The 23,428-nt window shown below is 61.5% G+C and carries 18 protein-coding genes and 1 other RNA gene; 14 read left to right on the plus strand and 5 right to left on the minus strand.

Going from position 1 to position 23,428, the window contains the following annotated elements:
* Nucleotides 1–131: 131 nt before the first annotated feature.
* The 3 genes from H7687_RS02430 (at nt 132) to H7687_RS02440 (ending at nt 3,185) form a co-directional block, all read left to right on the plus strand.
* A complete protein-coding gene (locus tag H7687_RS02430) occupies nt 132–944 on the plus strand; it encodes a pyruvate, water dikinase regulatory protein (protein ID WP_183344733.1) in 813 nt (270 codons plus the stop codon).
* Between the two features lie 33 nt (nt 945–977).
* Nucleotides 978–1,652: a response regulator transcription factor gene (locus tag H7687_RS02435; protein WP_183344735.1), complete on the plus strand. Its 675-nt coding sequence runs from the start codon at nt 978–980 to the stop codon at nt 1,650–1,652.
* Nucleotides 1,653–1,808: 156 nt separating this feature from the next.
* Nucleotides 1,809–3,185 (plus strand): DegQ family serine endoprotease, encoded by a 1,377-nt coding sequence (locus tag H7687_RS02440; RefSeq protein WP_183344736.1) that lies wholly within the window; start codon nt 1,809–1,811, stop codon nt 3,183–3,185.
* 162 nt (nt 3,186–3,347) lie between these two features.
* Here H7687_RS02440 and H7687_RS02445 read toward each other — a convergent pair whose 3' ends face one another.
* Nucleotides 3,348–4,400 carry a ribonuclease Z gene (locus H7687_RS02445; RefSeq protein ID WP_183344738.1) on the minus strand — a complete coding sequence of 351 codons (1,053 nt, stop codon included), beginning with the start codon at nt 4,398–4,400 and terminating at the stop codon, nt 3,348–3,350.
* A 122-nt stretch (nt 4,401–4,522) separates the two neighbouring features.
* Nucleotides 4,523–4,705: non-coding RNA, 6S RNA (gene ssrS / locus H7687_RS02450), on the minus strand.
* Nucleotides 4,706–4,861: 156 nt separating this feature from the next.
* Between ssrS and H7687_RS22065 the strand changes: the two genes are divergently transcribed.
* The 6 genes from H7687_RS22065 (at nt 4,862) to H7687_RS02480 (ending at nt 11,197) form a co-directional block, all read left to right on the plus strand.
* On the plus strand, nt 4,862–5,143 hold the full coding sequence (locus H7687_RS22065; RefSeq protein WP_183344740.1) for a DUF507 family protein: 282 nt from the start codon (nt 4,862–4,864) through the stop codon (nt 5,141–5,143).
* A gap of 53 nt (nt 5,144–5,196) precedes the next feature.
* Nucleotides 5,197–5,469 carry a DUF507 family protein gene (locus H7687_RS22070; RefSeq protein ID WP_183344743.1) on the plus strand — a complete coding sequence of 91 codons (273 nt, stop codon included), beginning with the start codon at nt 5,197–5,199 and terminating at the stop codon, nt 5,467–5,469.
* A gap of 158 nt (nt 5,470–5,627) precedes the next feature.
* Complete coding sequence (gene groES, locus H7687_RS02465; protein WP_085814245.1) at nt 5,628–5,918, plus strand: co-chaperone GroES; 291 nt, start codon at nt 5,628–5,630, stop codon at nt 5,916–5,918.
* Between the two features lie 34 nt (nt 5,919–5,952).
* Entirely contained in the window at nt 5,953–7,605 is a 1,653-nt protein-coding gene (gene groL / locus H7687_RS02470) for a chaperonin GroEL (protein WP_183344745.1), read from the plus strand.
* A gap of 460 nt (nt 7,606–8,065) precedes the next feature.
* Nucleotides 8,066–9,751, plus strand: a complete 1,686-nt coding sequence (locus tag H7687_RS02475) for a HEAT repeat domain-containing protein (protein WP_246404520.1) — start codon at nt 8,066–8,068, stop codon at nt 9,749–9,751.
* Nucleotides 9,752–9,757: 6 nt separating this feature from the next.
* Nucleotides 9,758–11,197 carry an HD-GYP domain-containing protein gene (locus tag H7687_RS02480; RefSeq protein WP_183344749.1) on the plus strand — a complete coding sequence of 480 codons (1,440 nt, stop codon included), beginning with the start codon at nt 9,758–9,760 and terminating at the stop codon, nt 11,195–11,197.
* Here the strand turns inward: H7687_RS02480 and H7687_RS02485 are convergent.
* Nucleotides 11,194–11,829 carry a hypothetical protein gene (locus H7687_RS02485; protein WP_183344751.1) on the minus strand — a complete coding sequence of 212 codons (636 nt, stop codon included), beginning with the start codon at nt 11,827–11,829 and terminating at the stop codon, nt 11,194–11,196. The two genes, H7687_RS02480 and H7687_RS02485, sit on opposite strands and share 4 nt — an antisense overlap.
* 375 nt (nt 11,830–12,204) lie before the next feature.
* Between H7687_RS02485 and H7687_RS02490 the strand changes: the two genes are divergently transcribed.
* The 4 genes from H7687_RS02490 to H7687_RS02505 all read left to right on the plus strand — a co-directional run bounded on the left by H7687_RS02490 (nt 12,205) and on the right by H7687_RS02505 (nt 19,861).
* Nucleotides 12,205–14,256 carry a serine protein kinase PrkA gene (locus H7687_RS02490; protein ID WP_183344752.1) on the plus strand — a complete coding sequence of 684 codons (2,052 nt, stop codon included), beginning with the start codon at nt 12,205–12,207 and terminating at the stop codon, nt 14,254–14,256.
* A 182-nt stretch (nt 14,257–14,438) separates the two neighbouring features.
* A complete protein-coding gene (locus H7687_RS02495; RefSeq protein ID WP_183344754.1) occupies nt 14,439–15,800 on the plus strand; it encodes a DUF444 family protein in 1,362 nt (453 codons plus the stop codon).
* Nucleotides 15,801–15,932: 132 nt separating this feature from the next.
* A complete protein-coding gene (locus H7687_RS02500) occupies nt 15,933–17,558 on the plus strand; it encodes a SpoVR family protein (RefSeq protein WP_183344755.1) in 1,626 nt (541 codons plus the stop codon).
* 14 nt (nt 17,559–17,572) lie between these two features.
* Nucleotides 17,573–19,861, plus strand: coding sequence for a serine protein kinase PrkA (locus tag H7687_RS02505; protein ID WP_183344757.1), 2,289 nt, complete (start codon nt 17,573–17,575; stop codon nt 19,859–19,861).
* 97 nt (nt 19,862–19,958) lie between these two features.
* On the opposite strand, the gene H7687_RS02510 is transcribed toward H7687_RS02505, so the two are convergent.
* Entirely contained in the window at nt 19,959–21,143 is a 1,185-nt protein-coding gene (locus tag H7687_RS02510; protein WP_183344759.1) for a methyl-accepting chemotaxis protein, read from the minus strand.
* Nucleotides 21,144–21,413: 270 nt separating this feature from the next.
* On the opposite strand from H7687_RS02510, the gene H7687_RS02515 reads away from it, so the two are divergent.
* On the plus strand, nt 21,414–22,256 hold the full coding sequence (locus H7687_RS02515) for an epoxyqueuosine reductase (protein ID WP_183344761.1): 843 nt from the start codon (nt 21,414–21,416) through the stop codon (nt 22,254–22,256).
* A gap of 262 nt (nt 22,257–22,518) precedes the next feature.
* Here the strand turns inward: H7687_RS02515 and sucD are convergent, their stop codons facing one another.
* Nucleotides 22,519–23,418 (minus strand): succinate--CoA ligase subunit alpha, encoded by a 900-nt coding sequence (sucD, locus tag H7687_RS02520; RefSeq protein WP_183344763.1) that lies wholly within the window; start codon nt 23,416–23,418, stop codon nt 22,519–22,521.
* Nucleotides 23,419–23,428: the final 10 nt, after the last annotated feature.

A 23,428-nucleotide genomic window follows, 5' to 3' on the forward strand; every position in this document is an offset into this window, starting at 1 on the left:
AAGAATTTACAGAAGCTTTTCCCATTAAATTTTAGTTTTGCGTAAAATGAAAAAACATGGTATATATCTAATGAGTTTGACGGGAAAACCGGTAAGGTCTTGGCAGTACGGCAGTTTTCGGGTGACAACGGATGTACCACGTTTACTTACTTTCTGATGCGACGGGCGAGACCGTCGAGCGCGTGGCGCGCGCCGCGCTGACCCAGTTCAAGGACGTGGATGTCCGCCTGCGCCGGGTGGGGCAGATCAGGAACCGCGAGGACATCCTGAAGGCCCTGGACGAGGTCGACCGCTTCCCCGGCATTATCTTTTATACGCTGGTCAACACGGAACTGGCGCAGTTCGTCAGGAACGAATGCGAGGCACGGCAGCTCGACGCGGTGGACCTGATCACTCCGCTGCTGTTCAAGCTGGCCGAGTTCCTGGAAATGAGGCCGCAGAAACTGCCGGGCCTGCAGTACGAGATGAACTCCGAGTACTACCGCCGCATGGAGGCGGTTGATTTTACGGTGAAGCAGGACGACGGCCAGGAGCCGCGCAACCTGCACAAGGCGGACATCGTCCTGATCGGCGTGTCCCGCTCGTCCAAGACTCCGCTGTCCATGTACCTGGCCCACAAGGGGTACAAGGTGGCGAACGTGCCCATCATCCAGGGAATCGATCCTCCCCCCGAGTTGGAGGAGGTAGAACCGGAACGGGTGGTAGGCCTCATTATCGACACGCAGCGACTGGTCGATATTCGCAGCGCGCGGCTCAGGAACTTGAGGCAGAGCCCGCGCGGCAGCTACGCCGACTACAGGCAGGTTGAAGAGGAACTCGCCTACTGCCGGCGCTTTTACCGAGCCCACCCCGCCTGGCTGGTTATCGATGTAACCAACAAATCGGTTGAGGAGTCTGCCGCGGAGATTTTAAGCAGGCTTCATGGTGATATCAGGCACGATTAGAGGTCGACATAATTTAAAAGAGAGGGAATCAACATGAGAATCTTGGTGGTTGAAGACGAGAAAAAGGTTGCCAGCTTCATTAAGCGCGGGCTCGAGGAGGAGCAGTACGAAGTCCACACGGCCGCAGACGGTGAAGAGGGGCTTAAGCTTGCGCTGGAGAAGCCGTTCGATCTGATCGTGCTGGACTGGATGCTTCCGAAAAAAGACGGTCTTTCCGTGCTCAAGGAACTCAGGGAGCGCAAGAACGTCACCCCGATCCTGATGCTCACCGCGAAGGATTCCGTGGAAGATATCGTGGCAGGCCTGGACTCCGGTTCCGACGACTACCTGACCAAGCCGTTCGCGTTCGCCGAGCTTTTGGCCCGCGTCCGTGCGCTGATGAGAAGGAGCGAGCTCGACCGCGGCGCCGAGATCCGCTTCGCCGACCTGCGTCTCGACCCCGTCACCCACAAGGTATGGCGCAAGGACAAGGAGATCGATCTCACCGCCAAGGAGTACGGCCTGCTCGAGTACTTCATGCGTAACCCGCACCAGGTGCTCACCAGGACCATGATCGCCGAGCACGTCTGGGATTACACCTTCGACAGCTTCACCAACATCATCGACGTCTACGTGAACTACCTGCGTAAGAAAATCGACCGTGAAGCCGACAAGAAGCTGATCCACACCGTGAGGGGCGTGGGCTACATCCTCAAAGAAGAAGAGTAGTCTGCCATATCCACAGTCCGACAAACAACGGACCTCCCCCGGCCGCAGCGGCCGGGACGAGGTCCGTTTTTCGTTTAGGGAGCGGCTTTTGAGGCAGGCTTGACAAACTCCAAGTGCAGTATTAGCTTTACCGTACTCAAATCCCAGGAGGTAGCCATGCAGGCAGCGATCGTAGCAAGATTTCTGGTGTTTAGCCTATTTCTCTCCTCCGTTTTCTCCACCGTCGCGGGCGCCGCGACGCTCACTCCCGACTTCGCCAAGCTCGCCAAGAAGCTGAAGCCCGCGGTAGTCAACATCAGCACTTCCAAGACCATGGCCATGAAGAAGCGGCAGCATCCGGGCGGGGATCCGTTCCAGGAGTATTTCGACAAGTTCTTCGAGGCGCCGCGCCAGCAACCCCACAAGCAGCAGAGCATGGGGTCGGGCTTCATCATCAGCGATGACGGCTACATCATCACCAACAACCACGTGGTCAAGGACGCCGACGACATCAAGGTGAAGCTCTCCGACGGCCGCGAGTACAAGGGCGAGATCAAGGGGCGCGACGACAAGCTCGACCTGGCCCTGGTGAAGATCGACACCAAGGCGCACCTGCCGGTGGCCCCCTTGGGCGACAGCGACAAGATGGAGGTGGGCGACTGGGTCATGGCCATCGGCAACCCCTTCGGCCTCTCCCAGACCGTCACCGCCGGCATCGTCAGCGCCCAGGGGAGGGTGATCGGCAGCGGCCCGTACGACGACTTCATCCAGACCGATGCCTCCATCAATCCGGGTAACTCCGGCGGTCCGCTTTTCAACACGGACGGCGAGGTGATCGGCATCAACACCGCCATCGTGGCGGGGGGGCAGGGGATCGGTTTCGCCATCCCCATCAACATGGCCAAGGAGATCCTGCCGCAGCTCAAGGCAAGCGGTAAGGTGACCCGCGGCTGGCTCGGCGTCTCGGTGCAGATGGTGACCCAGGACCTCGCCAAGTCCTTCGGGATGGAGAGCGAGCAGGGCGCCCTGGTGGCCGAGGTGATGAAGGACAGCCCGGCCGAGAAGGCTGGCGTCAAGGGGGGTGACATCATCCTCGAGTACGACGGGCACGTTATCAAGGACATGGCGGAACTGCCGCGCCGCGTGGCGGCAACCCCGGTAGGGAAGAAGGTGAAGCTCGTGGTGCTGCGTGACGGCAAGCAGGTGCCGCTGCAGGTGACCGTCGAGAAACTCAAGGACAGCGGCGAGGACGAGGATGCCGCCGTCACCGGCGATCGTCTCGGGCTCAAGGTCGCCGACCTGACCCCGGAGCGCGCCCAGCAAATGAGGATGCAGGGTGAGAAGGGGGTGCTGGTCACCGACGTCCAGCCCGACAGCATCGCCGAGAGGGCCGGCATCATGGAGGGCGACCTGATCAGGGAAGTCAACGGGGTGCGCATCTCCGGCGTCAAGGACTACAGCAAGGTGGTCGCCGCCGTGAAGAAGGGGGGCTATCTGAAGATGCTGCTCAGAAGGGGCGACACCTCGCTGTTCGTGGCGCTCAGGCTCGACTAGGCCGCAGTAGTAAGTAAAGAGAAATACGAAGGGGGACCCGGCAGCCGGGTCCCCCTTCTTTTTACATCTTACCCACATCCCCTCTCTCTCCGGGAGAGGGTGCCCGCAGGGCGGGTGAGGGAGATGGCAGGGTGACCATCGTGCCTGCCTGATGCAGCGCCCTCACCCCCTCCCCTCTCCCGGAGGGCGAGGGGAGACTTTAAAGGGAGCATTACCCCCCTCGAACGCCTCGGCGACCTCGCGGCGCAGGTCGTCTTCGGCGCCCAGGTGCCTGGGTGAGAAGTGGAACGGGATCACCCGCGCCGCCCCCGCCTCGCGCGCGAGCTCACCCGCCTGGCGTGCGGTGAGATGGGCGCGCTCCCGGGCACGCTCGGCATCAACGTCCAGGAACACCGCCTCGATGAAGAAGTAGTCGGCGCCGCGGGCCAGATCCACGATGCGGCGGCGGTTGTCGGGGGTGAAGGCGGTGTCGGTGACGTAGGCGATCTTCTCGCCCGGCACCACCTGCAGCACCTTCTCTTTCAACTCGCCGATGGTAAGACGACGCCCTTCGCCTGGGGGCGGGAGCGATGCCGTGATCACGGTGTCATCCGGCTCGCCGCGCAGCACGGCGCGCTTCACTTCCGACAGCCAGGGACCGACCGGCAGCCCCAGCTCCTCCAGGTGGTTCTTCATGAAGTTCACGTGCAGCTTTTCCTCGAAGGCGTAGGCGAGGCAGGGGATGCTGTGCTCCAGGAAGGCCGCCCGCAGGCGCAGGTTCTCCTCCTCCAGGATGACGCCGTCTACGAAGCGGAGCGTCTCCTCGTCCTCCCGCGCGAAGACCCGGCGCGAACTGAAGCGCGCGCGGACCCCGCTGCCGTCGGGGTGCAGTTCGGTGACGGTGATGACGAATTCGGTGGGGTAGCTCTGGATCAGGTTCCAACTGTAGGAAGCCAGGCGATGTTCGACCTGCTGCAGGATCCCCGGGGGGCCGAACAGGCGCAGCGCCATGTCGCGCCCAAGCATGATGCGCAGCATGAGGTCGAAGCCGATGAAGTGGTCGATGTGGGTGTGGGAGATGCAGACGTCGCTCAGGCGCAGGATCTTGCGGGGACCGAGCCGGTGCATCTCGCCCAGGTCGAAGAGGATCGCCCTCCGGGCAAACTGGAAGTCGACGTACACGCCCGGGTCTCCGAAAGGAGGGTTCACCAGGGTGGGGAGGAAATGGGGAGTCATGCGTGCCTCCGGAACCATGGATGCAGGGAGTGGCGAGCCATCCATTGCTATATATCCGTAGGACCTGGAGCGCAAGACGAAAAAAAGGGGACCGTTGCCGGATCCCCTAATTTCTTATTGCAGCTCTCTCCGCCCTGTCGTTTGGTTGGGGGGCCTCACAGCGAGTTCCCATTCAGGTGGGCTCCTGTAGACCGCTTTAGGCAATTCCCGCGCAATGGGGCAGCACACCACGGTCGAAACAGGCTCCCGTACAATAAATTATTCCGCAGGGGCGTTAATAACCATCACGGGCATGGCAGAGAGAGCGTGTTAGTGGCTGTATTGTAGATCCGTGCTTATGAGAAATCAACCTTGTTTTCTTTAATGACAAACCCGTTCATGCAGTTCCCAAAACTGTTGCAATTTTGACCGGTTGACGTACAATGCGCGGAACCGAAACCCTTTAATAAACGGGAGGCAAGATGCGTCTTAAGGAAGAACAGATCGCGCGCCTGGCGGAGAAGGTGCTGGGAGACCTGGAGCGCGCTCAGCTGGTGCAGCAGAAACAGGGACGCGGCGCGGTGCTGGCCGGGATCAAGGCCGCCATCGCCAAGGACATCAAGCAGGAGGAGGACCTGGAGCGCGACGCCGAGACGCTCTTGGAGCAGACGCTCAAGGCGGTGGGTGGTCAGGGGATCGACCGGCACAAGATGCTCAAGATGATCAAGGACAAGCTGGCCAAGGAGAGGAAGATCGTCCTGTGACCGACCGCCCCGCCGGACCGGCGCCAGGCCGGTACGCCATCTAAGGAGAGACCATGCACATCTCGGAAGACCGCATTTCCCATATTGCCCATAAGATCTACGACAAGCTCTACAACGACGACCTCGCCGACTTCCCGGACGAGCGCCGGGCGCTCGACTCGATCAAGGACTCCATCTCCGGATTCTTCTCCATCATGGAACAGGTGGACCAGGCCGTGCGTGCGAAGCTCGCCTCCTACAGCCAGGCCAAGGTGCCGGGGAGCCGCGACTGGGAGATCCTGTACCAGAAGTTTTACGCCGAGGAACTGGCAAAAAGGAAGTGGTAACAGGGGGATAGCTGCAGGAAAATTATTTTGCAGACCGCCCTTGATTTTTAGGGTCATGCTGTTTATATTTAGCAGGCATTTAGCACTCAGCAGTTTTGAGTGCTAATATTTTTTTCAATATCAAGAGATCGATGCATCTCAAGAAAGGAGAGGAAAGCATGAATCTTAGACCGCTGCAGGACCGTATCATCGTGAAGAGGGTTGAGGAAGCTACCATGACCGCCGGTGGGCTTTATATCCCGGAAACCGCCAAGGAAAAGCCGCAGCAGGGCGAAGTCGTGGCAGTGGGCAACGGGAAGAGGGGCGAGGACGGCAAGGTGTACCCGATCGATCTGAAGGTGGGCGACAAGGTGCTGTTCGGCAAATACGCAGGGAGCGAAGTGAAGCTGGAAGGCGAGGATTTCCTGATCATGCGCGAGGACGACATCCTCGGCGTTCTCGAGAAGTAATCGAATACTATAAATTTCAAGGAGGATATTTGATATGGCAGCAAAGATCATCAAATTCGACCAGGACGCACGCAACTGCATCCTTAAAGGTGTCAACACCCTGGCAGATGCGGTTAAAGTGACCCTGGGGCCTAAAGGGCGCAACGTCGTCATCGAGAAATCCTACGGCGCACCGCTCATCACCAAGGACGGCGTTACCGTCGCCAAGGAAATCGAGCTGGACGACAAGTTCGAGAACATGGGTGCGCAGCTGGTGAAGGAAGTTGCCTCCAAGACCTCCGATGTCGCCGGTGACGGCACCACCACTGCTACCGTGCTGGCCCAGGCCATCTACCGTCAGGGCGCCAAGCTGGTCGCTGCCGGTCACAACCCGATGGAGATCAAGCGCGGTCTGGACCAGGCCGTCGAAGTGCTGGTCGCCGAACTGAAGAACATCTCCAAGCCGATCAAGGACCACAAGGAAATCGCGCAGGTCGGCACCATCTCCGCCAACAACGACAAGACCATCGGCGACATCATCGCCCAGGCCATGGAGAAGGTCGGCAAGGAAGGGGTCATCACCGTCGAGGAAGCCAAAGCGATGGAGACCACCCTTGAGACCGTCGAGGGCATGCAGTTCGACCGCGGCTACCTCTCTCCGTACTTCGTGACCGATCCTGAGCGCATGGAAGCGGCTATGGACAACGTCGCCATCCTGATCCACGACAAGAAGATCTCCAACATGAAGGACCTCCTCCCGGTTCTCGAGCAGACCGCCAAGTCCGGCCGTCCGCTGCTCATCATCGCCGAGGACATCGAGGGCGAGGCCCTGGCTACCCTGGTGGTCAACAAGCTGCGCGGCGTCCTGAACGTCTGCGCCGTCAAGGCCCCGGGCTTCGGCGACCGCCGCAAGGCCATGCTGGAAGACATCGCCATCCTGACCGGCGGCAAGGTGATCTCCGAGGAAGTCGGTTTCAGGCTCGAGAACACCACCATCGACATGCTGGGTAACGCCAAGAAGATCACCGTCGACAAGGACAACACCACCATCATCGACGGCTACGGTGCGGAAGCCGACATCCAGGGCCGCGTCAAAATGATCCGTGCCCAGATCGAGGAAACCACCTCGGACTACGACCGTGAGAAGCTCCAGGAGCGTCTGGCCAAGCTGGTCGGCGGCGTTGCCGTGATCAAGGTCGGCGCGGCCACCGAGATCGAGATGAAAGAGAAGAAGGCACGCGTCGAGGACGCTCTGCACGCAACCCGCGCGGCTGTCGACGAGGGCATCGTCCCTGGCGGCGGCGTCGCTTACCTGCGCGCTCTGAAGGTGCTGGACAACCTCGAGCTCGCTCCGGAGCAGCAGTTCGGCGTCAACGTGATCAAGCGCGCCCTCGAGGAGCCGATCCGTCAGATCGCACAGAACGCAGGCGTCGACGGCTCCATCGTCGTTGACAAGGTGAAAGGCGGCCAGGAGGCCTTCGGCTACAACGCAGCCGACGACGTCTACGTCGACATGATCCAGGCCGGCATCATCGACCCGACCAAGGTCTCCAGGAGCGCTCTGCAGAACGCCGCTTCCGTTGCCGGTCTCATGATGACCACCGAGGCTATGATCGCTGACAAGCCGAGGGATGAGTCCGCTATGCCGGCGATGCCGGGTGGCATGGGCGGCATGGGTGGCATGGGCGGCATGGGCGGCATGATGTAAGCCCTGCAGTCCCCAAGCAGCAACCAAAGGGAGTCGGCCTTGCGCCGGCTCCCTTTTTTTGTGCTCACCCGGGTAGTCCTTACCCCATTGTCGCTGTTGCTGCTGTAGGGGCGAATAATCAGTCGCCCGCCCCCCCCTTGAGTTTGGGGGGGAGGTGCCATCGAGGTGCCATCAGTTCCGTACCCTGCGGCGTCACCCACCCCCGTCCCCCTCCCGTCAAGGGAGGGGGGCTACCAAGGCCCCTTTTCTCCCGCGCCTCAAGGATGAACGTTTGGGGGGCGCTATTTCTAATAAGTTACGGAGCGCCGGTGCCGCCCCCAGGGGCTATCTTTACATAAAATGAGGGAACGCGTATGCTTACGCCGGGGTGTATGATGCTGAGGGCTCATGAAGGAGCAGGAAAGGCTAGGGCGGCCGGCGTAACCCGTGACCGTGACCAGCACCGCAGGCGAGGAGCATGATGGAACAGGCTGTTGAGCATCCGGAGGTCGGCAAGGAAGAGCTTGCTTCGGTGACGCAGATCATCCTCGGGATGATCAAGACGTCGAAGGGGCTCAGGATCTATCTGCCCAACAACCCGGTGCTGATCGGGTTCATCTCCGACCTGGGCACGAAGATGGCGTTTCACCTGGCCCGTTACGGCGAGCTTACCCTCGACGTCGAGCAGTTCACCCTGCGCTACCAGGGGGCGCTGGTCTACGAGAACAAAGACCCCAAGGAGAGCATGGCGAGCCGGCTCCATGCCGACGGCATCAGGACCCTGTTCTTCGACCAGGGGGTGGAACCGGCGGAAATAGTCGCCTTTCTCGGGGTGGTCGGTTTCGAGCGCCCCAGCAGCGACGACGACGTGGTGACGCAGCTTTGGGAGCGCAACCTCCAGCATATCGGCTACCTTACCGAGGACGATTTCACCGACCCGTACCTGTTGGGGGAGGCCGAGGGTGCCGACCAGCAGCGGGACGCGCTGGAGCGAATCCGGCAGGAACTCGCGCAACAGCCTCCCCCGCCGCCGCGCATGATTCCCAAGCACCTCCTCATGCTGAGCGCCCAGGAGGAGGCCTGGCTGCGCAAGGCGGTTGATTTCGAGGGGCGCTGCAACGGTCTCGATGACGTGATCGGCATCCTGGCCGCCATCGTCGGCGAGGTCCAGGAGCCGGAGCTTTTTGCCGACTTCACCGCCATCCTCGGCAACCTGACCGTCAGCCTCGTCGTCGCCGGCGACATCCCCCACGCTCTCAAACTGGCGCGGTTTCTGGACCGCCTGCAGAAGCTGCCCACCACTGCGCCGGAACAGCGGCAGCAACTGGCCGCAGCCCTGGCCGGGATTCTCTCCGACGCCACCGTCGAGGTGCTCAAGGTGGCGCTGGACAGCGCCGAGGCCGGCATCGACTACGTCCAGTTGAAGGAGCTGCTGCTGATTTTGGGCATCCCGTCCTTGCGGGCCATCTGCGAACTCCTGGGGCGCGTGGAAAAACTCAAGGTGCGCAAGCTGATCGTGGAGGTCCTGGTGGAACTGGGGCGGGAGAAGCCGGCGGTATTCGAGCCGTTTCTGAGCGACCCGCGCTGGTACCTGGTGCGCAACGTGGTGCTGATTCTCTCCCTGATCGGGACGCCGGCTGCCCTCAAGATGATCCTCGGGCTGATCTCGCACCGTGAGCCGCGCATACGGCGCGAGGTGCTGGGCTTCCTGGAGCGCACCAGTGACGCCAAGGCCAAGACCTACCTCCTCAAGTACCTGCGGGACGAGTCGAGCGCATTGCGCATCAAGGCCCTGCAGGTGCTGACCCGGGAGAGGCTTCCTTTCGCGCTGAAGCCGGTCATGGCGCTGGCCGGGGGCGAGGACTTCCAGGAGCGTCCGCTGGAAGAGAAGAAGGAGATTTTCCTGGCGCTGGGTGAGTTGGGGCAGGAGAGCGTCCTTCCCCTGCTGCGCGAGCAGCTCCTGAAGCGCTACTGGTTCCAGAAGGGGAACGAGAAGGAGTCGGTGCAACTGGCGGTCCTGGGGCTGGGACGGATCCGCAGCAGGGCGGCCCTGGAGCTTCTGGAAGAGGCGCGCGGACAGAAAAAGGGAGGCGAGGTCCGGACCATGCTGGATCAGGCGATCGCCTCTCATGCGGCGCGGGAAAGAAACCGGGGCGGGACGAGGTGAGGTCGGATGGTGCTTGAGGTGGATCGGGAACCTGCGGGAGACGAACTGGCGAGGCTGGGCAAGACCCTGGTATCGCATTTCTTCGTCCTGCTCAAGAGCTCCGTCAATTACGGTGCCGGCCACGCGGTCGTCGTGCAGCGGGTGGGCAACCTGCTCGAGGTGTTGCGTGCCATCAGCGGGCAGCAGGACGACGCTGCGCTGATTCTGAAGGGGGGGCATCTCTACTTGGGAGAGTTCCGGCTCAGGCCGGACATCGCGAGTTTCGAGGGGCCGCGCTACGTCAAGGAACTGATGCGGCGCCATCACCTGGGGAGCATCACCTTCGGGCCCGGCGTCACCAGCACCGACCTGCAGCGTTTCGTCTATCTGCTGCAGGAGCCGCAGGAGGACGAGTCGGATTGCTTCCAGAGGTTGGTGGATGCGGTGCAGCAACGCGGCATTGCCAACCTGGAACTCGACGTGCTGCGCGAGGACGAGGTGCTGAGCATCACGCCGCAGCTCAAGCGGCTCAGGTCGGCAGGAGACAAGGTGCGGCCGCTGTACCGCAAGCTCCTCACCACCATGGACGAGGTGGCGGCCGAGGTGGCATCCGGGCGCAGGCTGCGCCTGCGGGAGTCAAAGCGCGTGGTGCAGCAGATCATCGATCTGCTCTACAGCCACGAAGCCGACCTGCTCGGGCTCAGCACCATGCGCTCCCATGACAGTTCCTCGCAGCATCATGCCGCCAACGTCTGCATCCTCTCGCTGCTGGTCGGCAAACGGCTCGGCATGAACAAGTTCCACCTCTGCGAGTTGGGGCTCGCCGCGCTCTTCCACGACATCGGCAACTGCGACGTGCCGGCGGAGATACTGGACAAGGCGGGGGAACTTTCGCCCCAAGAGCGGGAGCTGATGGAAAAACACCCGCTGTACGGGGTGAGGAAGGTGATGAAGCTGAAGGGGCTCGACGACCTCACCGCGCGCATCGTCACCGGGATCTTCGAACACCACCTGATGGCGGACTTTTCCGGTTACCCGCGCGTCGGTTACCGAAAGCTGGGGCTTTTGGGGCGTATCATAAGCATCGCCGACAGTTACGACGGACTTACCTCCTCGCGCGTCAGTGGCCGGACCGCGTATCCGCCGCACAAGGCGCTCAGGGTGATGCTGTCGCAAAGCGGCAAGTCGTACGACCAGGCGCTCTTGAAGGTGTTCGTGGGGTGCGTCGGGATTCATCCGGTGGGGTCGTTGCTGCTTCTGGACGACAAGGATATCGCGGTGGTGGTGGGGAACAGCGAGGATCCGGCCCAGTGGGACAACCCGCTGGTGCGCATCATCGCCGACCGTGAGGGGCGGGAAACGGAGGGGGGAGAGGTGATTGCCCTTGGCTCACCCGGCTCCCCCCAGACCATTACCGCCATTTTGGATCCGTACCTCTACGACCTCGACGTGAGCCGGTACTTCTAGAAGTGGACCACCGTCAGCCTCGGCTCGTTCGCAATTGTCTCTTCGTCGATCTCGACCAAGCCCGGCACGATAGTGAGTAGGTCGTTGTCCTGCATGATCCTGACCTGGAAGTCGGGCAGCCTGCGGAACTGTGCCTCGTCCATCAGCGGGGTCACGTCGATATTCACCTCGCGATTGACGTCGGCCGAGGAGACGGACACCACGACCGGGTTTGCCAGCGGCAGCAGGATGGTCCGGTCCCAATCGTTGCCGACAAGCGGCGGATCGAACGCGACCAGTTCGATCCGCAGCGGTATGGTCGCCGTCGGCGGGACCACGGTGACGCTGCGGATGACGATGCTGAGGGTCGCGGATCTGATCAGATGGTTGGCGGGAATCGCGGTCAACGGGAAGCTCAGGAAGGCGCGGTAGACGTCGTCGTTTACCGGGTCCACACCCGCAAGCACGCCCAGAAGCGCATCCCTGGTCACCAGGGACACGGTGCGCACCCCGGCCACATCGACAATATCCCCATCTACAGCCGGGTCGCTGGCAATCGTCGTCTCAATGAGCGGCCGATCCTCCCCTCCGCCGCATCCTGCCAGAGCCACCAGCACCGCCGCCAGTACCAGCCATAAAATTCTCTTCTTCATGTTGACCTCCTCTTCTTCATCCTAATTAAAAGCGCGCCCCTATCAGGACCAGCAAATGGTAACAGAGGATAGGCAAATTTAAAGTCAAGCGCAACCCGCAACTGCCACCTCCGTTTTTCCCACGCGCCAGAATACCTCTTCCCTTGGTTGCAGAAATAAAAGCTGTGGGTACAATTCATTTGCTAATTTTCTAATGTATTCGCAGCAGTAACGAGCTTAACGGCTGCGCGGCACGGCCTGTAGCTGCCGACGCCGCCCGCCGGCCCTTTCCCGTAAAGACTTTGCAAATGTAAAGGCCGGGGGCGTATAATTTTTTCTGGATGTCAAAATCAATTAAAACGAAGACCGCAGCTTAATAACACGCGGAGGGAAACCATGACTGCCAAGAACGAAACGCTCCGTCAGCACCTGGCCGCCGTCAAGGCGGGAGAAAGGGTTTTTGAGAACGCCTTCCAGGGGATCATCCGGATGATCCTGGAGCCGGGTTTCGAGAAGGTCGTCGTCAACGGCAAAACGACCTATGACTTCAACATCTTCCGGACCGGACGCAAGCACACCATCGGCATGTACGACGAGATCAACAGCTTCGTCTCGTTCGTGAAAGACGCCGCCGAAGGTGGCTCCAGTAAGGAGATGGCGTTCGTGCTGGTCGGCGAGCCCGGCAACGGCAAGACCTTCTTCGTGGAGTTCCTCTGCGGCAAGTACCGCAATTTCCTGCAGGGGCGCAACCGCAAGTACAGCTTCCGGTTCCTGAACATGGAGCAGTTGGGCAACTACGGGCGGATCCGCGAGATCGACTCGGAGACCTACGAGGACCCGATGATCCTGGCCATGAACCTCTTCGACGATCCGGAGGAAAGCCGCCGCTTCATCGGTGAGCAGGGGTTCTCCGACGCGGAAATCGAGACCCTGTACCGGAACTACCGCCCCCTGGGGGCCAGCACCGGCTATATCCTCAACGAGATCCGGCAGTACCACGACAACGACCTGGACAAGGTCCTGGAGAGCATCGCCATCCTCCCCGTACCGATGAGCGAGAGCCTCGGGACGCTCACCGGCAAGTATCCGGCCAAGGACAAGATCACCTCGTCCGCCGTCGACCTGCTCGGTGAGGAATCGATCCAGCGCCTGTTGCACCTGTCGGATACCAACAACCCGTACCGTTTCGACCTGCGCCGCGGCGCGCTGGCACGCGTGGCGGGGGGCGGCATCCACTTCTCGGACGAGATCTTCAAGAACAAGAAAGACTTGGTGCAGGTCTACCTGGGCGTGATCCAGAACCGCGCCATAGAGATCGACGGCTACAAGTGGCCCATCGACTCCATGATCATCGCCACCAGCAACAACTCCGAGTTCAACCGCTTCCTGGCGGAGAAGGAGGAGGCGCCGATCGTCGACCGCTGCAGGATCTGCTACGTCTCGCACAACACCAACTACCGGATGCAGGAAGGTCTCACCGCCTACGCCATCGGCGGCGAATCCAAGACCACCCTGACCAAGGAAGTGCTGCACCAGGACCCGAACCTGAACTACGCCGCATCCGTCGGCGTGGTGCTCACCAGGCTCCCCAGGTCCGAGAAGCTGACCCCGATCGAGACCATGAAGCTTGCCGCCGGCGAGGTGGCCGGCGAGAAGAGCATCAAGGCGCTGGCCGAGGTCATCGACACCCTGGGGCAGGAGCCTGACATCACCAAGCGTTTCGGGCAGCGCGGCCTGGGGCACAGGAGCCTTGGCCGCAGCATCCAGATCCTGAAGGAAAGCTCCGAGACCAACGAGGGACGCTGCATGGTGGCCTACGACGTCTTCAGGAGCCTGGAGCGGGTCGTGCTCGACTACGTGGTGGAACCCAACGAGCGGGCGAAGTACCTGGAAGACCTGAAGACCGGCAAGAAGCTCTACCGCGAGCGGATCATGACCGAGATGTTCAACGCCTACATGGACGAGCCGTTCGCCATCAAGAAGGACGTGCAGAACTACGTCAACATGATCATCGGCATCGACGCCGAGAATCTCGGTCCGGACCGGATGTGGAAGTACAAAGACCCGCAGACCGGCGAGCTGAAGGCGCTCAAGATCGACGAGCGTTACGTGAAGAGCGTCGAGGAGCGCATCGGGCTGAAGACCGAGGAGCAGCGTGCCTCCTTCAGGACCTCGATCCGCAAGATCTACGGCCAGAAGATCTCGGTGGACCCGAGCTACGACTTCATGGACAACCTCGAGTTGGTCAAGGCGGTCACCGACGTGCGGCTCAAGTCCGACATCGCCGGCGCCGGCAGCCTGATCGGGGCGCTGGCCAACCGCACCAACGAGGAAAACCAGAAGCTCTACGACCGGATGATCGTGACCATGCTGGGAAAACTGGGCTACTGCCGCACCTGCGCCCAAAAGACCATCGAGTATTTCTGCACGCAAGAGGATGAAAGCTAAGAGAATGGTACCCTCTCCCCTCGGGAGAGGGTGGCCGAAGGCCGGGTGAGGGAGTTGCCACGACCGAGATTGTTGCTTGATCCGGCGCCCTCACCCCCGCCCCTCTCCCGAAGGGCGAGGGGAGTCTGAGCCATGTAGGGGCGAATAATCATTCGCCCGCCTTTTAAAAGGCCGACGATGCCATGAAAGATCCCGAAAAATACCTCGAACAGCTGAAGGCCAAGGGGCTCGAACCCGAGCGCGAGGCGCGCTTCCGCGAGGAACTGGCGGGGAGCCGCGAGCTCTCCACTTCAGACCGGCGCGGCCCGTTCCCGGACTTCTCCCGCGGCCTCTACGCCTGGCACGACCTGGCGGTGCTGCAGGATCAGGAGCGGGTCCCCAACCCGTACCAGCTGCACATGAAGGCGCTGGACGAGCTCCTGGAGCGGGACCGGCAGCGCGAGAAGGACGGCTTCCCCCGCAAGATCAGGGTGGGGAGACTGATCAAGCCGGGCAAAGGGGGCAAGGGCAAGATCGTCGTGGTCCCCTCCACCGAGGAGGAGAAGTTCCTGCACGACCCGACCATCCGTCCTCCCGGCGAGGGTGGCTCGACCGGCGGCAGCGGCAAGGGCGAGGAAGGCGAGGTCATCGGCGAGCAGAAGGTGCGCGAGACCGGCGAGGAGCCGGGGCAGGGGCCGGGACAGGGTGAGGGCGAAGCCCACGAGATGGGCGCTTCGGCCTACGAACTGGGACGGGTGCTCACCGAGCAGTTCCAGCTTCCCAACCTGAAGGAAAAAGGGAAGAAGCGCTCCTTCACCCGGTACATCTACGATCTCACCGACAGGAACCGCGGTTCCGGGCAGGTGCTGGACAAGAAGGCGACGCTCAGGAAGATCGTGGAGACCAACATCTCGCTGGGCAACCTTCCCGATCCGGCCGACATGGACCCGACCCGGTTCCTGATTTCGCCGCGGGACAAGGTGTACCGCATCTTCTCCCAGGAGAAGGATTACGAGCCGCAGGCCATGGTCTTCTTCCTGCGCGACTACTCCGGCTCCATGGCGGGCAAGGTGACCGAGCTGGTGGCGACCCAGCACGTCATGATCTACAGCTGGCTTCTGTACCAGTACGCCGGGCAGGTGGAATCGCGCTTCATCCTGCACGACACCGAGGCGAAGGAGGTGCCGGACTTCGACACCTACTACAACTCCCGGGTCGCCGGCGGAACCGAGGTGGCCAGCGCCTACAAACTGGTCAACGAGATCGTCGAGAAGGAAAACCTGGCGGCGGATTACAACATTTATGTCTTCCACGGCACCGACGGCGACGACTGGGATACCGGCGGCGACAAGTCCATACCGGAGCTGGTCAAGATCCTAAGCTACGTGAGCCGCATGGGGGTCACCATCGCGGAGCACGCGGGGACGCAGTGGACCGAGGTGGCGCGCTATCTGGAGAACTCGGGGCTGTTGCGCGACAAGCCGGACCTCTTGCGTATGGACATCATGCACGAGGACGCCGAAGAGGCCCGCGTGATCGAGGGGATCAAGAGGCTCATCTCGTAGAGACAGATTAAGACTGAGATTAAGACTAAGACTGAGACTAAGAGGTGAAGCCGGTTGGGGGAATGTGGTAGCAGCATCTAGGACGTTTTCTTATTCTTAATCTTTATCTTAATCTGCTTTTCTGAGGCAGTTATGGAACTGATCAACCAACATACCAAGGCGATCATGGAAGGGTGCAAGGAGCGGGCGCGCGCCGCCGGGCTCACCTTCACCGACGAGAGCCTCGAATATATCGTCACCAACCGCGACCTGATCGAGCTCTCCCCGAAGGTGATGATTCCGACCCTGTACGATTACTGGGTGCACGACGTGGAGGTGCTGCGCGGCAAAGGGGAGTACGAGCTCTACCCGCATAACCCCTACGAGACCGTGATCAACACGCGTCCCCCCATCTCGTTCTACAACGACAACAACCCGGACTGGCTCAACGTGATGATCTTCTACCACGTGCTGGGCCACATAGACTTCTTCCAGAACAACCTCTACTTCCGGCATACGTGGGAATACGACTTCACCGGCCAGGCGCTCTCGGACAAGCGGGTGATCGCGAAGCTCAGAGCCGAGAAGGGGCGCTGGGTGGACTACATCCTCGAATTCGCCCGCTCCATCGACAACCTGGTCGGCTACCACGACGAACTCTCCCCCCTGTTCATGGCGCCGGAGGCCGCCACTTCCAGCCGCCTGGACTACTACTTCGACGTTTTCCTGCAGGTCGAGAAGAAGCTTCCGGTAGGGGAGTACCTGAAAGAGGTGGCGCGCTACAACGACGCCATCGCCCAGAACCGGGAGGAAGGGGAGCGCATCTTCTTCGCCGAGGTGACCGCCAAGTACCCGGAAATGGAGGCGCACTTCGCCAAGAGCCAGAACGTGAAGCGGGTGGAGCGGCGCGACCTGATGAAGTTCCTCATCGAGAACTCCGAGTTCCTGGCCCGCGACGAAAACCAGTGGATGCGCTCGGTGCTCGAGGTGGTGCGCAAGACCTCGATCTTCTTCCAGCCGCAGATCCGCACCAAGATCATGAACGAGGGGTGGGCGAGCTACTGGCACGAGAAGCTGTTCCTGGTGGACGACCGCATCAAGGGGCACGAGGTCGATTTCGCCCGGGTCCACGCCGGCGTGACCTCCATGCCGCGCGTGGGCATGAACCCGTACGCCCTGGGCATGCGGCTTATGTACCAGTTGAAGGAGAACGGTGACAAGGGCAAGACCGGCTACGAGTTCAACCGGCTCTCGGACCGCGAGGAGAGGAAGCACTTCGATGCCGCCTCCGGCAAAGGGGACGAGTACCTGTTCAAGATCAGGAGCAACTACTGCGACTACCTCTTCATCAAGGACTTCGTGGACCAGGAGTTCACCGACCGCTACGACCTGTTCGTGACCGGCAAGCGGCTCGACCCGCAGCGCATGGTGTGGCAGTACTACGTCAAGAGCCGGGACGCCAACGACTACCGCGACATGGTGCTCGCCTCGCTGTACCATCCGCCGCACATCGAGATCGCACCGGAGCGCGGCGAGGAGGGGATGCTCTACCTGGTGCACCATTTCGAGGGGAAGCAGCTGGTCTCGGAATACATCGCTAATACCATGGTCGGCATCGAGTACCTGTGGGGGGCGCCGGTGCAGCTGGAGACCAGCGAGGCGGTGATAGAGCAGCAGCGCGGCAGTTCCGGCCGGGAAGGGGTGGAAGAGCCGGAGATCACGTGGCAGCGGGTGGTGTACACCATGAAGGACAAGGTCCTCAACCGACAGATACTGTGACAGGCGGATAAGCTATGCCAGATCTAGAGACAGTCATAAAGCAGTTGAGTCGCTCCATCGTCGAGCACAAGAATGCCTCGCACATGTCGTTCGAGGAGTTCATGCAGCTCGTCACGGAGAAGCCGGAACGGATGATGCGCAACATCTTCCAGCTTTTCCACGACATGGTGGGTAGCTACGTCAACGCCGGAACCGACGAGTACCCCGAGGACCCGGAGTCGATCAACTTCGTCCCGTACGATACCACCAAGCTCTTCGTGCAGAACTCCGACCGCCCGTTCTTTGCCGACCGCCTGTTCGCGAACCGGTTCATGAGCCACGTCGCCGACATGAAGAGCGGGGCGCGCCAGAACAAGATCTACATATTCGAAGGCCCCCCGGGGTCGGGCAAGAGTACCTTCCTCAACAACGTGCTGATGAAGTTCGAGGAGTACGCCAGCACCGACGAGGGGAGGACCTACGAGGTGGTGTGGCACCTGGACCGCCGCGTCCTGGGGAGCTTCAAGGAGCACCAGGTCAGCGCCTTCGTGGAAAAACTGTCCCACCTGCTCGACGAGTACGAACTGGAGAGTCACGATCACCTCGACACCCGGGCCCTTTTGCGCGGCGGCGACGTGGTCGAGGTCCCCTGCCCGTCCCACGACAGCCCGCTGCTCATGATCGACAAGGCCCAGCGGCGCGCCTTCTTCGACGACGTCTTCCAGAACGACTCCTTCAAGTGGAAACTCTTCACCGAGAAGGAGTACGACTGGGTGTTCCGCGATTCGCCCTGCACCATCTGCACCTCCATCTTCCAGGCACTCGCGGCGCGGCTCGACGACCCTGCCGACATCTTCCGGATGATCAAGGTGCGCCCCTATCGCTTCAACCGCAGGTTGGGCGAGGGGATCACGGTGTTCAACCCGGGCGACAAGTCGATGAAGATGAACATCCTCACCAACGACATGCTGCAGCGGAAGATCGACCTCCTCCTGGGTGACAGCAACGAGGTGAAATACCTCTTCTCCAACTTCGCCAAGACCAACAACGGCATCTACGCCCTCATGGACGTGAAGTCCCACAACGCGGAGCGGCTCCTGGAGCTGCACAACATCATCAGCGAGGGGATCCACAAGGTCGAGGACATCGAGGAGAACGTGCGCAGCCTGTTCATCGCGCTCATGAACCCCGAGGACGAGCGGAGCATCGAGGGGGTGCAGTCCTTCTCGGACCGCATCGAGTTCATCAACATCCCCTACGTCATGGACCTGAACACCGAGGTGGAGATCTACCGCAACATCTTCGGCAAGCACATCGATACCAGTTTCCTGCCGCGGGTGCTGCACAACTTCGCTCGCGTGATCATCTCGACCAGGATGAACGTCAAGTCGGACGCGCTCCTGGAGTGGATCGGGGATCCGGAAAAGTACCGGCTCTACTGCGACGAGAACCTGCAGATCCTGAAGATGGAGATCTACACCGGGCACATCCCGGAGTGGCTTTCCGAGGAGGACAGGAAGCGGCTCAACGCCAAGCGCAGGAAGAAAATCATCGCCGAGAGCGAGCACGAAGGGGACCACGGCTTCTCGGGGCGCGAGTCCATCAAGATCTTCTCCGACTTCTACTCCGCCTACGCCAGGAAGGACAAGATGATCACCATGAACAACCTGTCCACCTTCTTCACGCGCTGGCACAAGGAGCTGAAGGAATCGATACCGGACGGGTTCATGGAGTCGCTGGTGCACAACTACGACTACGTGGTGCTCCAGGAGGTGAAGGAGGCGCTCTACTACTACAACGAGGCCCAGATCGAGCGCGACATCCTGCACTACATGTTCGCGGTCAACTTCGAGCCGGGCGCCGTCGAGGTGTGCCGGTTCACGGGTGAGAAGCTGGAAATTACCGAGGAGTTCCTGGCGGGGATCGAGCGGCGTCTGCTGGGCGCCAAGGTGGAGGATGAGGCGCGGCTCGCGTTCCGGCAGGAAACCCAGCGTGAGTACACCGGCAGAACCTTGACCCAGGAGATCATGGTGGAGGGGAAACGCGCCCAGGATACGGCGCTGTTCCAGTCGCTGCACGACCGCTACGTCTTCAACCTGAAGGAGAAGGTGCTGGAGCCGTTCCTGGAGAACGCCAACTTCCGCCGCGCCATCAAGGATTTCGACACCGAGGCCTTCAAGACCTACGACAAGCGCATCAGGGACGACGTCACCTTCCTGATCAACAACCTGAGCTCCGACAAGTTCAAGTACACCAAGCAGTGCGCCAAGGAAATCTGCGTCTACGTCATCGACAACGACCTCGCCCGCAAATTCCACGTCTGACCGGCAAAGATAAAGACGTTTAACAGGGATAAAAGGGATAAAGGGGATAGATTCTATCCCTTTCATCCCCTTTATCCCTGTTAGATTGTTATCGCCTTTATGCCGCCACTTTGAACCGGCTTACCATGTCCTGCAGCGCCCGCGCCGAGTTGGCCAGGCCCTCCGCGGCACGGGCGGACTCCTGCGCGCCCCCCGCCGTTTGCTGCACCACGTCGATGATCTGCCGCATGCTCTCCGAGATGCTGGAGGTGGTGGCGGACTGTTCCTCCGCCGCGATGGCGACCTGGGACACGTACTCCAAAAGCGGGGTGATCTGCTCCTTGATGGTCCCGATCGCCTGGCTTGAGTGCTGCATGTCTTCGGTGCCGTTTCTGACACTGCCGGCGCTGCGCTCCATCAGGGAAATCACGTTCTTCACGTCCCCTTGCAGTGCAGTTATGATCGACTGCACCTCCCGGGTGGACGAGGTGGTCCGCTCCGCCAGCATCCTCACCTCGTCGGCAACGACCGCGAAGCCTCTCCCCTGTTCGCCTGCCCGCGCGGCCTCGATGGCGGCATTGAGAGCCAGCAGGTTGGTCTGATCCGCAATGTCCTCGATGGCGACGACAATGTCGCCGATGCGGTCCGAGTTGCTGCCCAGCGCTTTCACGGCGTCGACGGTGCCCGTGACCATCTGCTCGATCTCTCCCATGACCGAGGTCATGCGGGTGATGGTCTCCTCTCCCTTGCTGGTCGCCGTGCTGGTGCTCCCGGCCCGGTCGGCCATCTTTTGGCAGCTGAGGGCGATGTCGCTGCTGACGCCGGCCATCTCGCCCACGGCGTTGGAGACGGAACTGGACTGCTGTGAAGCGTGCTCGGTACCCTCGGCCATCCTGAGGGAGGTGTTGCTGAGTTGGCTGGACGCATGGGCGAGCTGGTCGGCGGTCTGCTGGATCCCCTGGATCATCCCCCGCATGGAAGCCTGCAGTTTCTGCAGGGCCCGAAGCATCTGGCTGATCTCGTTGCGGCGGTTGATCACGATTTCCTCGCTGAGGTCCCCCTGGGCCATGATCTCCAGGTAGCGCATGGTGCGCGCCAGCGGTGTCCTGATCGACCAGATGTTGATGGCGCCGAAGACGCCGCCCAGAACAATGAAGAGGGTGAGGGAGCCATACTTGATCAGCAGGGAATCGGCCTGGGCGGCAACTGCGGTGGCGATCAGGCAGAGGCTGTAGCAGACGCACAGCAGGCTGAGCCTGGTCTTGATGGTGAGGTTGAGGTAAACGTTCAAGATTTGGTTCATTTCCTTCTCCTTGCAATGCTGCGGGGGCGGGCCGCTTCTGCCGAACGGTGTTTCACTGGTGCAGGTCACTTATCGGGGAGGTGCCGTTAGTACTTGAGACGTGTTGTAAACAAAACGGCCCGCATTTAAGAAAAATAATGTACAGACCGTCGGCGCCATGCCGGAGCCTCTCCATGCTGTCCGTGCAGAGCAGGAAAAAAATGTGGCTACCGGTGTTTATCGTGATAAGGTAGGTGGCCCTATTGATAACTTCTCGGGGAGGTGCCACGGATGAGAGAGACGCTTTGCCGGATGATCATGGACTTCGTGCAGGAGGAGCCGGGGAACCGGTTCCCGGAAGGCGGCGCGCCCTACTTCACAGAGCCGTTGATAGGCTTTGCGGCTGCGGATGATCCTCTGTTCGCGCAGTACCAGACCGTGATCGGCCCCTTCCATCTCACCCCTTCCGAACTGGCGCAGCGGGAGGATCCACCTTGGCGCCCCGCCACCGTGATCTGCTGGGCCCTCCCCATCTCCGGGGAGACCCGCCGCAGCAACCGCAGCGAGACAACCTATCCCTCCCGCGCCTGGGCGCTCACCAGGCAGCACGGGGAGGCTTTCAATGCCGCCCTGCGCCGCCAGGTGGTGCAGTTCCTGGTCGATGCGGGCTACCGCGCTTTTGCGCCACAGCTGCACCCGGCCTGGCGGGAGTACCCGGACACCCCGGTGGGGATCGCTTGCTCCTGGTCCGAGCGCCACGCCGCCTACGCGGCGGGTCTGGGGACCTTCAGCCTCAACGATGCCCTGATCACCCCGCGCGGCATCGCCCATCGCCTGGGGAGCGTCGTCACCGACCTCGCCATCGAGCCGAGCCCGCGGCCGTGGAGCGATCACCGGTCCAACTGCCTGTGGTACCGGGAGGGGAGCTGCGGGGCGTGTATCGGCCGCTGTCCGGTCGGAGCCCTTTCCAAAGAGGGACACGACAAGGCAATCTGCCGCGGCTACGTCTATGGAGCGGTACCGGAGGCGGTCGGAGAGCGGTATGGGGTCAGCAGCACCGGCTGCGGACTGTGCCAGACGAGGGTTCCCTGCGAGGAGAGGATACCGGTGGGTAAAAAGACTCCCTCACCCTGACCCTCTCCCTGAGGGAGAGGGGATGTGGACCGGTGAGCGGAGATGGTAACGGATAGGAAATGGAAAGGGGCACCCCCCACATGGGAGGTGCCCCTTTTAACGCTGGACCCGGACGGCTATGTTCTTTTTCATGTTCCCTCTCCCTCAGGGAGAGGGTTAGGGTGAGGGCGTTGCCACGGGCAAGTTGTCGCACCCGGCAGAGCCCTCACCCGCCCGGTGGGCACCCTCTCCCAGAGGGAGAGGGACTAGCGGAAGATCATCGCTAGCTAGGTTTCTTTTTACCGTTCCCCTTGGCGGCGATGGCGGTCTGCATGGCCTCGCCCATCTTAGTGGGGCTGGAAGCAACAGTTACGCCGCACTCGGTGAGGGTGCGGATCTTGTCTTCCGCCTTCCCCTTGCCCCCGGTGATAATGGCGCCGGCGTGCCCCATCCTCTTACCCGGCGGCGCGGTGACCCCGGCGATAAAGGCCGCCACCGGCTTTTTCATGTGCTCCTGGATCCAGTGCGCGGCGTCCTCCTCGGCGGATCCCCCGATCTCGCCGATCATGAAGACCCCTTCCGTGCCCGGGTCCTCATTGAAGAGCTTGAGCACGTCGATGAAGTTCATGCCGATGATGGGGTCCCCCCCGATCCCGACGCAGGTCGATTGGCCAAGCCCCATGTCGGTGAGCTGTTTGACCGCCTCGTAGGTGAGGGTGCCGGAGCGCGAGACGACGCCGATCTTGCCCGGCCTGTGGATGTGGCCCGGCATGATGCCGATCTTGCACTCGCCCGGCGTGATCACGCCGGGACAGTTGGGGCCGACCAGGCGCATCTTGCTCTGCTTGAGTACCGCCTTAACCGGGACCATGTCGCGTACCGGAATTCCCTCGGTGATGCAGACGGCGAGCTCGAGCCCGGCAGCCGCCGATTCGAGGATGGCGTCGGCCGCCCCCGGCGGCGGCACGAAGATCATGGAGACGTTGGCGTTGGTGTACTTGACCGCCTCGGCCACCGTGTTGAAGACGGGGATTCCCTCGATGTGGATGCCCCCCTTGCCGGGCGTCACGCCGGCCACGATGTTGCTGCCGTACTCGCGGCACTGCTGGGTGTGAAACAGGCCGCTGCGGCCGGTGATCCCCTGCACTACTATCCTGGACGAATTGTTGATCAATATGGACATAGGCTTATCT

The sequence above is a fragment of the Geomonas paludis genome (assembly GCF_014193585.1).
Taxonomy (GTDB): domain Bacteria; phylum Desulfobacterota; class Desulfuromonadia; order Geobacterales; family Geobacteraceae; genus Geomonas; species Geomonas paludis.